The 14,670-nt window shown below is 72.1% G+C and carries 15 protein-coding genes and 1 riboswitch; of the genes, 8 read left to right on the top strand and 7 right to left on the bottom strand.

Features of this window, described 5'->3' with window-relative positions; translation table 11 throughout:
• Positions 1-32: 32 nt before the first annotated feature.
• Positions 33-1,583, bottom strand: a complete 1,551-nt coding sequence (locus tag M8C17_RS10630; RefSeq protein WP_252416232.1) for a C40 family peptidase — start codon at positions 1,581-1,583, stop codon at positions 33-35.
• A 237-nt stretch (positions 1,584-1,820) separates the two neighbouring features.
• On the opposite strand from M8C17_RS10630, the gene mqnE reads away from it, so the two are divergent.
• The 4 genes from mqnE (at position 1,821) to M8C17_RS10610 (ending at position 4,351) form a co-directional block, all read left to right on the top strand.
• Positions 1,821-2,990, top strand: a complete 1,170-nt coding sequence (mqnE, locus tag M8C17_RS10625) for an aminofutalosine synthase MqnE (protein WP_252416231.1) — start codon at positions 1,821-1,823, stop codon at positions 2,988-2,990.
• Positions 2,991-3,013: 23 nt separating this feature from the next.
• Entirely contained in the window at positions 3,014-3,451 is a 438-nt protein-coding gene (locus M8C17_RS10620; protein WP_252416230.1) for a hypothetical protein, read from the top strand.
• 72 nt (positions 3,452-3,523) lie between these two features.
• Positions 3,524-3,799 carry a DUF4229 domain-containing protein gene (locus tag M8C17_RS10615; protein ID WP_252416229.1) on the top strand — a complete coding sequence of 92 codons (276 nt, stop codon included), beginning with the start codon at positions 3,524-3,526 and terminating at the stop codon, positions 3,797-3,799.
• A 69-nt stretch (positions 3,800-3,868) separates the two neighbouring features.
• Positions 3,869-4,351 carry a hypothetical protein gene (locus M8C17_RS10610; protein ID WP_252416228.1) on the top strand — a complete coding sequence of 161 codons (483 nt, stop codon included), beginning with the start codon at positions 3,869-3,871 and terminating at the stop codon, positions 4,349-4,351.
• 54 nt (positions 4,352-4,405) lie between these two features.
• Here M8C17_RS10610 and M8C17_RS10605 read toward each other — a convergent pair whose 3' ends face one another.
• Positions 4,406-5,761: a peptidase C39 family protein gene (locus tag M8C17_RS10605; RefSeq protein WP_252416227.1), complete on the bottom strand. Its 1,356-nt coding sequence runs from the start codon at positions 5,759-5,761 to the stop codon at positions 4,406-4,408.
• 210 nt (positions 5,762-5,971) lie between these two features.
• Between M8C17_RS10605 and M8C17_RS10600 the strand changes: the two genes are divergently transcribed.
• The 4 genes from M8C17_RS10600 to M8C17_RS10585 all read left to right on the top strand — a co-directional run bounded on the left by M8C17_RS10600 (position 5,972) and on the right by M8C17_RS10585 (position 11,123).
• Entirely contained in the window at positions 5,972-7,852 is a 1,881-nt protein-coding gene (locus M8C17_RS10600; RefSeq protein WP_252416226.1) for a M14 family metallopeptidase, read from the top strand.
• Between the two features lie 145 nt (positions 7,853-7,997).
• Positions 7,998-8,135, top strand: a riboswitch (cobalamin riboswitch).
• A gap of 84 nt (positions 8,136-8,219) precedes the next feature.
• Positions 8,220-9,155, top strand: coding sequence for an ABC transporter substrate-binding protein (locus M8C17_RS10595; RefSeq protein WP_252416225.1), 936 nt, complete (start codon positions 8,220-8,222; stop codon positions 9,153-9,155).
• A gap of 121 nt (positions 9,156-9,276) precedes the next feature.
• A complete protein-coding gene (locus tag M8C17_RS10590) occupies positions 9,277-10,311 on the top strand; it encodes an iron ABC transporter permease (RefSeq protein ID WP_252416350.1) in 1,035 nt (344 codons plus the stop codon).
• Positions 10,312-10,349: 38 nt separating this feature from the next.
• Positions 10,350-11,123, top strand: coding sequence for an ABC transporter ATP-binding protein (locus M8C17_RS10585; RefSeq protein ID WP_252416349.1), 774 nt, complete (start codon positions 10,350-10,352; stop codon positions 11,121-11,123).
• Between the two features lie 8 nt (positions 11,124-11,131).
• Here the strand turns inward: M8C17_RS10585 and M8C17_RS10580 are convergent, their stop codons facing one another.
• The 5 genes from M8C17_RS10580 to M8C17_RS10560 all read right to left on the bottom strand — a co-directional run bounded on the left by M8C17_RS10580 (position 11,132) and on the right by M8C17_RS10560 (position 14,647).
• On the bottom strand, positions 11,132-11,905 hold the full coding sequence (locus M8C17_RS10580; protein WP_252416224.1) for a VOC family protein: 774 nt from the start codon (positions 11,903-11,905) through the stop codon (positions 11,132-11,134).
• 94 nt (positions 11,906-11,999) lie between these two features.
• Entirely contained in the window at positions 12,000-12,737 is a 738-nt protein-coding gene (locus M8C17_RS10575) for an ABC transporter permease (RefSeq protein ID WP_252416223.1), read from the bottom strand.
• A 13-nt stretch (positions 12,738-12,750) separates the two neighbouring features.
• Positions 12,751-13,704, bottom strand: a complete 954-nt coding sequence (locus M8C17_RS10570; protein WP_252416222.1) for an ABC transporter ATP-binding protein — start codon at positions 13,702-13,704, stop codon at positions 12,751-12,753.
• The gene (locus tag M8C17_RS10565) at positions 13,701-14,012 is read right to left on the bottom strand and encodes a transcriptional regulator (protein WP_252416221.1); all 312 of its coding nucleotides are present in this window, start codon (positions 14,010-14,012) and stop codon (positions 13,701-13,703) included. Before M8C17_RS10565 ends, M8C17_RS10570 begins: the two co-directional genes overlap by 4 nt.
• On the bottom strand, positions 14,009-14,647 hold the full coding sequence (locus tag M8C17_RS10560; protein WP_252416220.1) for a transporter: 639 nt from the start codon (positions 14,645-14,647) through the stop codon (positions 14,009-14,011). Before M8C17_RS10560 ends, M8C17_RS10565 begins: the two co-directional genes overlap by 4 nt.
• Positions 14,648-14,670: the final 23 nt, after the last annotated feature.

Raw genomic sequence — 14,670 nt, 5'->3', positions numbered from 1 at the left:
CCGGCCGGACAGCCGGAGCCGATCGTGGCGGCTCAGCTTCCGGTGCTCGGGCTGCCCGTCGGGCTGTCGCTGGCCGTTCCACTCCGGCTGGCCTCGGGGGTGCTGCTCGCGGATGAGCTGGCCGGTGCGGTGGTCGGCGGTGGGGGCGGAGTCGTCGGTGTCTCGCTCGGGCTGGGCGTCGGGCTCGGCGTGGTGCTGCCGGTCGGCGTCGGGGTCGGGGTCGGGGTGGCGCTGCCGGTGGGCGTCGGGGTCGGCGTCGCGCTGCCGGTCGGCCGCGGCGTCGGCCTGGTGGTCGGCTTCGAGGTGGGCGTCGGCTTGGGGGTGGACGTCGGCTTCGGAGTCGGCACGACCGGCACGACCGGGACGGCCGGGGCTGGCACGGCGCCGATCACCCGGGTGGCGGCGTACAGCCGGGACCAGGAGACGACCGAGATCTTGACGACGTCGCCGGTGGTGGGCGCCTGCACCATCTTGCCGTTGCCGATGTACATGCCGACGTGGTGGATCGTCGTATAGCTGCTGCCGGAGGCGAAGAAGAGCAGGTCGCCGGGGAGCAGCGCGGACTGCGGGACCGTCCGCGTCCGGGTGGCCGCGTACTGGTCGCGGGAGACGCGGGGCAGGTCGAAGTAGTCGGCGCCCGGCGAGCGGTACGCCGCCCACATCAGACCGGAGCAGTCGAACTGGTCCGGCCCTTCCTCCGACCACTTGTACGGGTCGCCGAGCTGGGCGAGGGCGTACGCGACGGCGGCCAGCGCGCGCGGGTGCGCGGCCATCCCGCTGATGCTCTGGCCGACGACGTAGCCGGCGCCGAGCTGCTGCTCGAGGGCCTCCTGCTGGCGCTCGATCTGGATCAGCTGGGCGGCGTTGTCCCGGCGCAGCTTGAGCAGGCTGGCCTCGGCCGTGCGTAGTGCCTGCTCGCCGGCGGTGAACTCCGCCTCGGCGGCGTCGAGCTGGGCCTTGGCGGCGGAGTGCGCCTGGTAGGCGAGCTGCTCGCCGTTGCGGGCCCGGGCCAGCTCGCCGGCCACCCCGGTGGTGCCGCCCTCGACCTTCTCGCCGCGGGTGATCTGTTGGAGCCGGCTCAGCCCCTGGATGTCGTCGGCGAGGTCGCCGGGCGGCAGCGCGGCGGCGGCCTTGATCGCGTCCGAGGCGGCCGCGTCGGCGGCCTGCTGAGCCCGGAGCAGGGTGTCCTGCGCGGTCTCCAGCACCTTGCCGGCCGATTCGAGCTGCGCCTGCGCGTCGGTGCGTTTCTGCCGGCTCAGGAGCAGCGCCTCGCCGAGCGTGCCGACCTGGGTCTCGGCGGCGGAGATCTGGGCGGCCAGCGGGCCCGTGCCGACGTTGACGACCGGAGGCGCCGGGACCCCGGCGACGGGCGCGCCGCCGGGCAGTTGGAGCGCGCCGGTCACCGCCGGGCGCGCGCCGGTGTCCGGCACCGTGGTCGGCACTCCGGGCTCGGCGTACGCGGGCGTGGCCAGGACGGCGGCGGCGATCGCGCCGAGCAGGGCGGCCCAGAGCTTCGGCCGCAGCACCGGCGAGATCACCGGGCTCCGTCGTCGCTGCCGTCGCCCGCGCCCGCTGTCGACCATTCCGCTCCCCGTCCCGCAGTCCGTCACCGCGCTTGGTGGGCGCGGCCGTCGGGACGGTACCAGTGTGTCGTTCCGCCCCGTTCTGTCTTACCGCACGGGGGCAGTGATGTCGATGCATCGCCGGGTTACGGGAGGCTGAGAGTCTGGTGAAGTGGGTCGCTGCCGGCGACCGTGCCGCCGTGGCTGTCGGCGCGCCGACGTACGCTCGACCGGGACCGCAGGTGGAAGGGACGTGCCATGGACGCCGGACTCAAGCGTGAGCTCGAAGCGAAGGTGTACGCCGGTGAGCGGCTGACCCGCGAGGACGGGGTAGCCCTCTACGACAGCGACGACCTCGCCTGGCTGGGGCGGTTGGCCCATCACAAGCGCACGGAGCTCAACGGCGACCGGGTGATGTTCAATGTCAACCGGCACCTCAACCTGACCAACGTCTGCTCGGCGTCCTGTGCGTACTGCTCGTTCCAGCGCAAGCCGGGCGAGAAGGACGCGTACACGATGCGCATCGACGAGGCGGTCCGCAAGGCCAAGGAGATGGAGGGTGAGCAGCTCACCGAGCTGCACATCGTCAACGGCCTGCACCCGACGCTGCCCTGGCGTTACTACCCGAAGGTGCTGCGCGAGCTGAAGGCGGCGCTGCCGGACGTCAAGCTCAAGTGCTTCACCGCGACCGAGGTGCAGTGGTTCGAGAAGATCAGCGGCCTGAGCGCCGACGAGATCCTCGACGAGTTGATGGACGCGGGTCTGGAGTCGCTGACCGGCGGTGGCGCGGAGATCTTCGACTGGGAGGTCCGGCAGCACATCGTCGACCACGCCTGCCACTGGGAAGACTGGTCGCGCATCCACGCCCTGGCACACAGCAAGGGCATGAAGACGCCGGCGACGATGCTGTACGGCCACATCGAGGAGCCCCGGCACCGGGTCGACCACGTGCTGCGGCTGCGCGAGCTGCAGGACGAGACCGGCGGTTTCGCGGTCTTCATTCCGCTGCGCTACCAGCACGACTTCGTGGACTCGGCGGACGGCAAGATCCGTAACCGGATCCAGGCGCGCACGACGATGGCCTCCCCGGCCGAGTCGCTGAAGACCTTCGCCGTCTCCCGGCTGCTCTTCGACAACGTGCCGCACGTGAAGAACTTCTGGGTCATGCACGGGCTCTCGGTGGCCCAGCTCTCGCTGAACTTCGGCGTCGACGACCTGGACGGCTCGGTCGTCGAATACAAGATCACTCATGACGCCGACTCGTACGGCACCCCGAACACCATGCACCGTGACGACCTGCTGCACCTGATCTGGGACGCCGGTTTCCAGCCGGTCGAGCGCGACACCCGCTACAACGTGGTCCGGGAGTACGACAAGGCACCGTCGCTGGCCGAGCGCCGCGCCGAGCCGCAGCAGGTGTGGGCCTGAGCAGCCACGTACCCTCGCAGTCGATGACCGAGCAGCGTGGACCGGAGCAGCAGGGCGGCTTTCCCCGGCGGGACGCCGAGGGGCGCGTCCGTACCCTGGGCGACCTGCTCGGGGTGTGTCTGGCCGGGCTGGTCATCGGCGCGCTGGCGCTCGTGCTCTTCGACTGGGCGTTCGCGTCGATCGGTGCCGGCGACTTCGGGCACACGAACGGTTGGTTGGCCGTGATCCTGCCGGCCTGGCTGCTCTGGGACGATTTCCGGGCCTGGGAGTTCGGCGCGGCCCGGGTAGTGGCGGCGCTGGTCGCCGCCGCCGTCGGAGTGGTCGCCGGGCTGCTGATCGCCGGCCTGGGCGCCGGGTTGCCGCCGCTGCTCTCCGGGGCGTTGGCGGCGGCGGCGTTCACCGTGGCGTACGCGACGGTCTGGTTCCCGGGCGTCCGCTGGCTGGCCCGCCGGACCGGCTGACCCCGACCGCCCGCCGGGCGGGTCGACCTTCCGCCGGCACCGGCGGGTGACGGAGAGAACGGAGTGGTGCAGGTGAGCGCGGCGGTCAAGTACACGCTGGGCCGGATCGGGCTGTTCGTCGCCGTGCTGGCGGGCCTCTGGCTGATCGACATGAACGTGTTCCTGAAGCTGATGCTGGCGCTGGCCTTCTCCGCCGCGCTCTCCTTCTTTCTGCTGCGGGGCTGGCGGGACGAGATGGCCGAGGAGATGGCCGGCGCGGCCGAACGCCGCCGCACCGAGAAGGAGCGTCTCCGCTCCGCCCTGGCCGGCGACGACCAGCCGACTGAGGGCGAGCGGCGCGAGGACTAGGGTCGCGGGTCGCTGCACGGCGTGAATTAGGGCAGCGGAATCGGGGCCGGTCCGTTAGCGTCTGCCGCCGTGGAAATCTTCAGCAAGATCAACGGGTGGCGGACCAGGGTGTTCGTCTGGATCGGCCTTCCCGTCATCGCCGGCATCGGGTTGATGCTGGGAGTCGGCGATCTCGTGCCGGCCTGGCAGGCCAAGGGCGGCGGCGGCGCGCAGGGCACGTTCACGGCCGTGTCCGAGGAGTGCTCCCGGCGTGACTGCACCTGGCACGGGAACTTCGTGGCCGAGGACGGCGAGCGGCGGGCGGATGTGATTCTCTACGACGCCCCGGAGACCTTGACGACGGGCGCGACGGCTCCGGCTCGAGACACCGGCGCTCGCAAGGGAGTCTTCTCCACCGCCGGTGGTTCCACCTGGCTGCTCGTCACGGCGCTCACCCTCGCCGGCGCGGTGGCCGGTGTCGCCTGGGTGGGCTTCCTCCTCGGGGCGCTTCGTCGGCGCCGTGTGCAGCGGGAAGCGGACGGAGCGTCCTTCGCGTCGGTCGAGAGGCACTGAGGTGCCCGACGGGCCCGGCGCGGTCGGCTGCGATCGCGCCGGGCTCGTTCGCTGTCACCAGTTGGTGGAGCCGGGGACCTTGGGCCAGGGCTTCGACGTCGGCTTGATGAGGTAGGCGACGCCGCCCGAGCCGCCGGAGACACCGCCGCTGGCGTTGATCCGCTTGGTCCGCAGCCAGATCTGCTCGAACTGCTCCCGCTGGTAGACGTTGCGCACCACGTCGTTGCTGGACGAGGCGGGGTCGTTGACGATCACGTCGCCGTCGGCGGTGAAGCCGACCACCACGAACAGGTGCCCGGAGGTGCCGTAGTTCGCCCCGTCCAGCTCGCTGGCGAGGAAGGACTGGCTGGTCACCACCGGGATGCCGGCGGCGATGAATCGCTCCAGCTCGTCCAGCGAGTGCAGCCGGGTCACCCGACCCTCCAGGCCGGGGAAGCTGGCCGCGTACGCGGTGTTGAAGGGCCAGTTGCCGGCGCCGTCGTACGCGTAGTCGTAGGTCATCCGGGCGGCGTGGTTGACCGTCGGGTCGGGGTAGGTCGGGTCCACCCAGGAGGTGTCGGCCGCGGACGGTTGGCGACCCCAGTACTCGACCACCATCTCCGTGGAGGTCGGTGAGCACCACGCCTCGCCGCCGCCGTCGTACTCGGGGTAGTGCCCGGAGTGCACGTTCTGGGAGTAGCGCGGCACCGGCAGCTCGACGCCCCAGGCGATGTGCCCGGCGCTCGGCGTGACGGTGAACCGGTCCGGCACGGTCGAGCTCATCGCGCCGAGCATCCGGACCACCGGCGCGGCGGTCTGCCCGGGCGCCCGGTAGAGGGTCAGCCGCAGCTGGTACGACCGCAGCAGCACTCCGGCGGCGGCGTCGTCGATGCTGAAGGTGTCGGTCCAGATCGTCGACCAGGGGTCGCCCTGCCGGTTGACGGTGGTCCGCTTGATGTCGCTGTCGCCGGACGCCCAGCGGCCCATCACGTACCACGGGGTCTGGTCTCCGCTGGTGTAGCTGCCCTGCATCTCCACCTGGATCCAGGTGCCGGCGGGGGTCTCCGCGTTCCAGGAGGCGATCAGCTCGGTGGCGTCGAACCCGACCCGTGTCACCGGTGAGGTCCAGGTGCCGTACTCCCAGCTGCGGGTGGTGCCGGTGTGCGGGTCGGCGTACTCGGTGGTGCCGGCGGGGCGGGCAAGGGTGATGCCCGACCGGGCGCCGGGGACCACGCGGGTGCCGGTGCGGCTGCCCCGGTGCCAGTCGGCGGGCCCGGACCAGTCCTGGAAGGTGATCTGCTCGTCGTGGACGGTGGTGGACGGCCGGCCGGTGGCGAGCGGCTGGGCGGCTGCCGCGGGCGCGGCGGTGGCGAGCAGGGTGAGCGCGGTGACGCCGGCGAGGGCGGCCGCGTGCAGGCGGGATCTGGCCATGGGTGCTCCGCGGTGTCGAGGGGGCATCGTCGCTGGTCAGTGTCCCGCTTGGAAGGAAGTTTCGCCAGATGTTCAGTGATGGAAAATCTTTGCCGCCGCGATGGTCCACCTGGGATGGACAAGGCAACGATGGACATTGATATGACCATGTGACTGGTGGTGAAGTGTCCTCCACCGAGCGGGATCTCCCGCCCTTCGAGGAGGTAGTCCATGGCCCTCCGCACGCCCACCCCTCTCCGCCGTGTCCTGGTGCTCGCCGTCGTCACCGGGCTGGCAATCGTCACCGTCGCCGCCAACCCCGTCGCCGCCCGCCCGGCACCGGACCGCGCCGCCGAGCAGCCCGCAGCCGGCTACCGGGTGCTCGGCCCCCGAACGGTCGCCGACCGCAATGCCGTGGCCCGCACCGGCGCCGCCATCGACTACTCCGAACACGGCGTGCTGCACATCTCGGCCACCGCCACCGAGGCCGCGGCGATCGGCCGGCTCGGCTTCCGGCTGGAACCGCTCGCCCCGCCGCCGAACGCCGAGCGCGGAGCCGGAGAGATGGGCACCCTGGCCTTCCCGCCCGCCGACTCCAACTACCACGACTACGCGGAGCTGACCGCCGTGGTGAACCGGGCCGTCGCCGACCACCCGGCCATCGCCCGCAAGATCAGCATCGGTACGTCGTACGAGGGTCGGGACCTGATGGCGGTGAAGATCTCCGACAACGTGGGCACCGACGAGGCCGAGCCGGAGATCCTGTTCAACGCCCAGCAGCACGCCCGCGAGCACCTGACCGTCGAGATGGCGATCTACCTGCTCAACCTCTTCACCGACAGCTACGGCGCCGACTCCCGGATCACGAACATCGTCAACAGTCGGGAGATCTGGATCGTGCCGACGGTCAACCCGGACGGCAGCGAGTACGACATCGCGACGGGTTCGTACCGGTCCTGGCGCAAGAACCGGCAGCCCAACAGCGGCTCGTCCAACGTCGGCACCGACCTGAACCGCAACTGGAGCTACAACTGGGGCTGCTGCGGTGGCTCGTCCGGCTCGACGTCGTCGGAGACCTACCGCGGCCCGTCGGCGTTCTCCGCACCGGAGACCCAGGCGCTGCGCAACTTCGTCAACAGCCGGGTGGTCGGCGGGACGCAGCAGATCAAGGCGAACATCGACTTCCACACCTACTCGCAGCTGGTGCTCTGGCCGTACGGCTACACCACCGCGAACACCGCGCCCGGCATGAGCGCGGACCAGTACAACACCTTCGCCACCATCGGTCAGCAGATGGCGGCCACCAACAACTACACCCCGGAGCAGTCCAGCGACCTCTACATCACCGACGGGGACAGCATCGACTGGATGTGGGCCACCCACAACATCTGGGCGTACACCTTCGAGATGTACCCGGGCTCGTCCAGCGGCGGCGGGTTCTACCCACCCGACGAGGTGATCCCGGCGCAGACCTCGCGCAACCGGGAGGCCGTGCTGATGCTCAGCGAGTACGCCGACTGCCCGTACCGGGCCATCGGCAAGCAGGCGCAGTACTGCGGTGGCGGTGGTGGCGGCACCACGGTCTGGTCGGACACCTTCGAGACGGCCACCGGGTGGACCACCAACCCGGCCGGCACCGACACCGCCACGGCGGGTGCTTTCGAGCGGGGCGCCGCCCAGGCGACCACCTCCAGCGGGGCCAAGCAGCTCACCCCGTACGCCGGCGCCAACGACCTGGTCACCGGGCGGCTCGCGGGATCGGCGGCCGGCGACTACGACCTCGACGGCGGTGTGACCAGCGCCCGGTCCCCGGCGGTGACCCTGCCGTCGTCCGGCACCCTGACCCTGTCGCTGGCCTGGTACCTGGCGCACGGCTCGAACGCCTCCTCGGCGGACTACCTGCGGGTGAGCGTGGTGCACAACGGAGGCACCACGGCACTGCTCACCCAGGCCGGTGCGGCGGCCAACCGCAACGGCACCTGGGCGGTGGCGAACCTCAACCTCACCCCGTACGCCGGCCAGTCGGTGCGCATCCTGGTCGAGGCGGCGGACGCCTCGGGCGCCAGCCTGGTCGAGGCGGCTGTGGACAACGTCACCATCACCGCCTCCTGATCGGGTGGGGCCCCGTCCCGCCCCCGGCGGGGCCCCACCACCCTCCTTCCCGCTCTCTCCCCAACCCCCTTCTCGGGCCGATCCGGGGCATATCGTCGTGACGCGATATCGGCTCACGGCGATATGTTCTAGATCAACGAGGCTGGTCCCAGCGGTGCGCTACCGTCTTAACGACCAATCCGCAGCGAAGCCGGTGTGAAACCGGCGCTGTCCCGCAACTGTGATGCCCCGTCCTGCGCGACGGGGATTAGCCAGGTCGCCTGCGGAACGGTCGCGATACGCGCTCTCGAGGAAGGGCGCCTCGTGGGCGGGCGTACGAAAGTCCCTGTCGGCGAAGCACCACACTCCTCGACCGACAGGAGGACACATGTCCGGACGTACCCCCCGGCTCTTCGCCGCGACCCTCGCGGTCGCCGCGCTCGCCCTCGGCGCGTGCGCCGAGAAGACCGCAGACCAGCCGGCCGCCGGCGCCAGCTCCGCGACCGCCAGCTACCCCGTCACGGTCGGCTCGCTCACGCTCGACAAGCGCCCCGAGAAGATCGTCTCGCTGTCGGCCAGCGCCACCGAGATGCTCTTCGCCATCGGTGCCGGCCCGCAGGTGACCGCGGTCGACGACAACTCCAACTACCCGGCCGAGGCGCCCAAGAGCGACCTCTCCGGCTTCCAGCCGAACGCGGAGGCGATCGCCGGCAAGAGCCCCGACCTGGTGGTGCTCTCCGACGACCGAAACAAGATCGTCGACCAGCTCGGCAAGCTGAAGATCCCGGTCTACCTGACCCCGGCGGCGACCACGTTGGACGACACGTACCGGCAGATCACCGACCTGGGCTCCCTGACCGGCCACGCCGACCAGGCCGCCGACGTCACCGGGCGGATGAAGGACGACATCGCCAAGCTGGTCAAGGACCTGCCGCAGCGCACCGAGAAGCTCACCTACTACCACGAGCTGGGCCCCGAGCTGTACAGCGCGACCAGCAAGACGTTCATCGGCTCGCTCTACAGCCTCGTCGGTCTCACCAACATCGCCGACCCGGCCGACGCCGACAGCAAGAACGGCGGCTACCCGCAGCTGTCCCAGGAGTTCATCGTCAAGGCCGACCCGGACTTCGTCTTCCTGGCCGACTCCAAGTGCTGCCAGCAGAACGCCGACTCGGTCAAGGCCCGCAGCGGCTGGGCCGGGCTGACCGCGGTGAAGAACAGCCAGATCGTCGCGCTGGACGACGATGTCGCCTCCCGCTGGGGCCCCCGGGTCGTGGACCTGCTCCGGGTCATCATCGACGCGGTGGCCAAGGTGCCCGCGTGACCCTCGTCCGTCCGTGAGCGAGGCACCACCGGTGGACGCCACGGCACCACCCACCCGGCCGGCCGGGACGCCACCACCGTCCCGGCCCGCCGGGTCGCCGTCCGGAGCCCGGCCGGCCGGCCTGCGCAAACGCTGGCTGGTCGCCGGCATCTTCGCGGTGCTCGTCGCGCTGGTCGCCGGGGTGTCGTTCGGCCCGGTCAGCCTGCCGCCGGGCAGCGTCGCCGCCGAGCTGCTCAACCTGATCCCCGGGGTGCGCCTGGACAGCGGGCTGACCGAGCGGGAGATCGCCATCGTCACCGAGCTGCGGCTGCCCCGGGTGGTGCTGGGCCTGCTCGTCGGCGGTCTCCTCGCCTTGGCCGGCGGCTGCTACCAGGGCGTGTTCCGCAACCCGCTGGCCGACCCGTACCTGCTGGGCGTCGCCGCCGGCGCGGGCCTCGCGGTCACCGCGGTGATCTCCCTCGGCGGCGTCGGGCGGGAGGGTTCGATCACCGGCCTGCCGATGACCATCCCGCTGGCCGCGTTCGCCGGCTCGCTGCTCGCCGTGACGATGACCTACCTGCTCGGTGGTGCCGGCGGGCGGAGCCGGTCACCGGCCATGCTGATCCTGGCCGGCGTGGCGGTCTCCGCGTTCCTCTCCGCCGGGCAGACCTACCTGCTGCAACGGCACTCCGACAGCATCCAGCCGGTCTACTCCTGGCTGCTCGGTCGGCTGGCCACCGCCGGTTGGCACGACGTTCTGCTGGTGCTGCCGTACGCCGTGCTGACCACCGTGGTGGTGCTGCTGCACCGCCGCGAGCTGGACGTCCTCGCGGTCGGTGACGACGAGGCGAGGAGCCTCGGCCTGCACCCGCAGCGCTCCCGCTACCTGCTGATCGCCGCCGCCTCGCTGGGCACCGCCGCGGCGGTCTCCGCGACCGGTCTGATCGGCTTCGTCGGCATCATCGTGCCGCACACCGTCCGGCTGCTCGCCGGGGCGAGCTACCGGGTGATCCTGCCGCTGTCGCTGCTGTTCGGCGGCGCGTTCCTGGCGCTGACCGACGTGGTGGCCCGCACGGCCGCCGCCCCGGCCGAGATCCCGATCGGGGTGGTCACCGCTCTGCTCGGCGGCCCGTTCTTCGTGCTCGTGCTGCGTACCGCCCGGCGGGTGCTCACGTGAGCCGGCAGCCCGCCATCGGCCCCGATGCCGCCCCGGGCGTGCCGGCGGTCGAGGTCCGGGACCTGCACGTCAGCCTGGACCGCACGCCGATCCTCGCCGGCGTCGACCTCACCGTCGCCGCTGGCGAGTGGGTCACCGTGATCGGCCCGAACGGCGCCGGGAAGTCGACCCTGCTGCGCGCCGTCGGCGGGCTGCTGCCCGCGCCGGGGGCGATCACCCTGTTCGGTACGCCGAGCGCCGCGCTGCGCCGCCGGGACCGCGCCCGGGTGGTGGCCACGGTGGCGCAGTCCCCGGTGGTGCCGCCCGGCATGTCGGTGCTCGACTACGTGCTGCTGGGCCGCACCCCGTACATCCCGCCGCTGGGCCGGGAGTCGGCGGCCGACGTGGACGCCGTCGACGAGGTGCTCGACCGGTTGGATCTCACCGGCTTCCACCGCCGGGAGCTGGCGACCCTCTCCGGAGGCGAGCGGCAGCGGGTCTTCCTCGCCCGGGCGCTGGCCCAGGGCGCGACGCTGCTGCTGCTCGACGAGCCGACCAGTGCGCTGGACATCGGTCACCAGCAGGAGGTGCTGGAGCTGGTCGACCAGTTGCGCCGCGAGCACGGCCTGACCGTGCTCGCCACGATGCACGACCTCTCCGTGGCCGGCGAGTACGCCGACCGGATGGTGATGCTCGCCGCTGGCCGGGTGGTGGCCTCCGGGACGCCGCGCGAGGTGCTGACCGAGCATCTTCTCGCCACCCACTACCGGGCCAGCGTCCGCGTGGTCGACGGCGCCCACGGTCCCCTCGTGGTCCCTGTCCGCCCACGCTGAGCGGGCGGTCAGTCGCCGTCCGGGCCGAGGTCGATGACGGAGAAGAGGGCGCCCTGGGGGTCGCGCAGGGCGGCGAACCGCCCGGCGGGGTTGTCGCGGGGCGGGACCAGGATCGTCCCGCCCAGCTCGGCGGCGCGCGCCGCGGCGGCGTCCGCGTCGGCCACCGCGAAGTACACCGTCCAGTACGCCGGCAGGTCGGCCGGGAAGTCGTCGGCGAACGGCGGCATCATCCCGGCGACGATCCGCGCTCCGAGCCGCCACCCGGTGTACGTCATCCCGCCGACCGCCTGGTCGTCCGGCTGCCAACCGAACACCAGCTCGTAGAAGACCTTCGCGCCCTCCGGGTCCGGGGTGACCAGCTCGTTCCAGCTCATGGCGCCCGGCACGTTGAACACCTCGGCGCCGGGCATCGCCTGCGGTTGCCAGACGCTGAACGTGGCGCCCGCCGGGTCGGCGAAGACCGCCATCCGGCCCCGGTCGAAGACCTCGAACGGCGGCACGACGACCTGCCCGCCGGCCCGTTCGACCCGCCCGGCGACCAGCTCCGCGTCGTCCGTGGCGAGGTACGTGGACCAGATCGGCACCTGGTCCGGGATCGCCGGCGGCCCGGCGCCGGCCACCGGCCGCCCGTCGAGCAGGAAGACGGTGTAGCCGCCCGCCTCCTGCTCCGGTGTCACCCGGCCGGTCCAGCCGAACAGCTCCGGGTAGAAGCGCCGGGCGTCGGCCAGGTCCGGGGTGGCCAGGTCGGCCCAGCAGGGCGTACCCGGCGGGACGGTGCTCACGGTGAAGACCCCTCTCGGCCCGGGGCGGCCACCACGGCCCCCTGCCGATCCTGGCACCGTCCCGCCGCGGCCCGGGGCGGAAACGGACGAATCGTCAGCTGAACCGGCGACCCTCGTCCCGGCGGTACGCCCAGCCGGCGAGCGCGGCGAGCAGCACCACCCAGACACCGAGCATGATCAGCGCCAGCGGCTGGACGCGGTAGTCGCCGACCGCCGCCCACATGAGCTCGGCGGCGCCCCGGGTGGGCAGGAACGGCGCGATCGTCTCGATGAACCCTGGTGCGTCACCCGGCGCGGAGAGCAGGCCCCCGCCGAACGCGAGCGGCAGGAAGACGACCTGCGCCACGACGATCGCCGCCTTGCTCGGCAGCGAGTAGCCGATGGCGAGCCCCATGAGCGTGAACGGCACCGAGATGACGGCCACGGTGCCGATGGTCAGCAGGATCGCCGCCGGGGTGATCCGGGCCGCGGTCAGCGTCGCGCCGATCACGACGACCGGGATCAGCGAGAGGTACGTCAGCGCCAGGCCGGCCAGCACCCGGCCGGCGAACCGGGGCGCCGGCCCGGCCGGCAGGGTCCGGGTGTACGGATTCCACGGCTGGTCGCGGTCCTCGGCGACGCCGACGCCGTACTGGAAGATGTTGGCGCTCATCACCGAGAAGGTGACCATCGACGCGGTGGCGAAGGTGGCGCCGGCCGGGTCCTGGCCGGCGAACGGCACCACGAAGAAGATCATGGCGGCGGCTGGGAAGAAGGCGCTGCCGAAGACGGCCACCGGAATCCGGATGATCTCCAGGAGCTGGTAGCGGGCGTGGACCAGGGTGAGCTGCACGGTGGTCGCCTCCTCAGGCGGGGCTGGTTCGGCCGCCGGCAGCGGCGGTGGTGGGTGGGCCGCCGGCAGCGGCGGTGGCGGGCTGCTCCCCGGTGGCGGGCTGCTCCCCGGCGGTGATCGCGAGGAACGCCTCCTCCAGCGAGGTGGGCCGGACCTCCAGGTCGGCGAAGGTGGTCCCGGCGGTGACCAGCGCCCGGACCAGCTGGTCGGCGTCCGTGGTGAGCAGGTGCAGCCGACCGTCGATCCGTTCGGTGCGGACCACCCCCGGCAGCTCGGGCAGCACGTCGGCGACGAGGCTGACCCGCCGTACGCCGACGATGTCCCGCACCGCGCCCACCGTGTCGTCGGCGAGCACCCGACCGTGCCCGATGACCACCACCCGGCGGGCCAGGGCCTCCACCTCCTCCAGGTAGTGGCTGCTCAACAGGACCGTTCCGCCGTCCTCGTGGAAGGCCCGGATCGCGTCCCAGAGGGTGCGCCGGGCGGCCACGTCCAGGCCGGTGGTCGGTTCGTCGAGCAGCACCAGCCGGGGTCGGCCCACGAACGCCAGCGCCACCGCCAGCCGCCGGCGCTGCCCGCCGGAGAGACCGCCGGTCTGCCGCCGGGCCAGGTCGCCCAGACCGAAGCGGTCGAGCAACTCGCCCCGGGGCACCGGGTCCGGGTAGTGCGCGGAGACGAATTCGACGACCTCGCCGACGCGCAGCGTGCCCGGCAGGCCGGTCTCCTGCGGGGTGACCCCGATCTGTCGCCGGGACGCCGGGTCGCGGGGGTCGCCGCCGAACAGCTCGACCCGCCCGGAACTGGGTCGACGCAGACCGACCAGCAGGTTCATGAGGGTGCTCTTGCCGGCGCCGTTCGGGCCGAGCAGGCCGACCAGCTCACCGGCCCGGACTTCGAGGTCGACGCGGTCGAGGGCGAGGACGTCGCCGTACCGGCGGCTGGCCTGGTCGGCGCGGGCGAGGGTCATGACTGCTCCTTCGACGGGGTGGGGTCGAGCAGGGTGCGTATCGCCTCCGTGTACTCCTCGAACGCGAGCCGGCCCCGCCTGCTGAGCCGGATGAGGGTGGCCGGGGTGCGTCCACGGTGGGTCTTGCTGACCTCGACGTAGCCGGCGTCCTCGAGCTTGCGCAGGTGCACGGAGAGGTTGCCGGCGGTCATCGCGAGCAGCTCCTGCAACCGTGGAAAGGCGATCCGGTCGCCGTCGCCGAGGGTGGAGAGGGTGGCGACCACCCGCAGCCGGGCCTGCGCGTGGATCACCGGATCCAGCTCCGTCACGACGGGTGCCGCTGTCGTAGCCAACTGATCGCGCCGGCGACCAGAATCCCGCCGCCGCCGGCCACCGCGATCACCAGCGCGTGCCAACCCGGCCCGGCGAACGTGCCGGCCACGTTGATCACACTGATCCAGACGCCCAGCCGGAACAGGTCCCGGTTCAGCCAGATGGCGCCGCCGGCCATGTGCAGCGCGGCGGTCAGACCCACGGCGGTCGCCGACCAGAGCAGCGCCGCCTGGTCGTGTGGCAGGTGCTCGACGACCCGGCCGAGCCCCGCGTAGACGCTCACCGAACCCAGGGCCCAGGAGCAGCCGTACCAGCGCCCGCGTTGGGCGGAGTCTCCGCTGACCTGTCCGTACGCACGCCTGCCGGCGACCGCCTGGATGGCTGCGGCGATGACGAGCAGGACGAAGAGGACGGTCAACGGCAGCCATTCCGGCAGCCGGACCAGCACCCGGCCGTCGGGTGCGAAGCGCAGGAAGAACAGCCCGAAACCGACCAGCCAGGCGACGCCCCAGGGCCAGTAGAGCAGTCGGGCGTCCGGCTGGAGCTCGCGTGTCGCCGCCACCTGCTGCTCCCGGATCAGCTGGAGCGCCGCTGCGGCGTCGGCGGGAGGCGGATCGTCGTCAAGGTTCACGCAAAGAACTTTAAAACACAAAG

Source organism: Micromonospora sp. RHAY321 (genome assembly GCF_023896955.1).
In the GTDB taxonomy this organism is placed as follows: Bacteria; Actinomycetota; Actinomycetes; order Mycobacteriales; family Micromonosporaceae; genus Micromonospora.
This window is presented reverse-complemented; position numbering and strand designations above follow the sequence as displayed.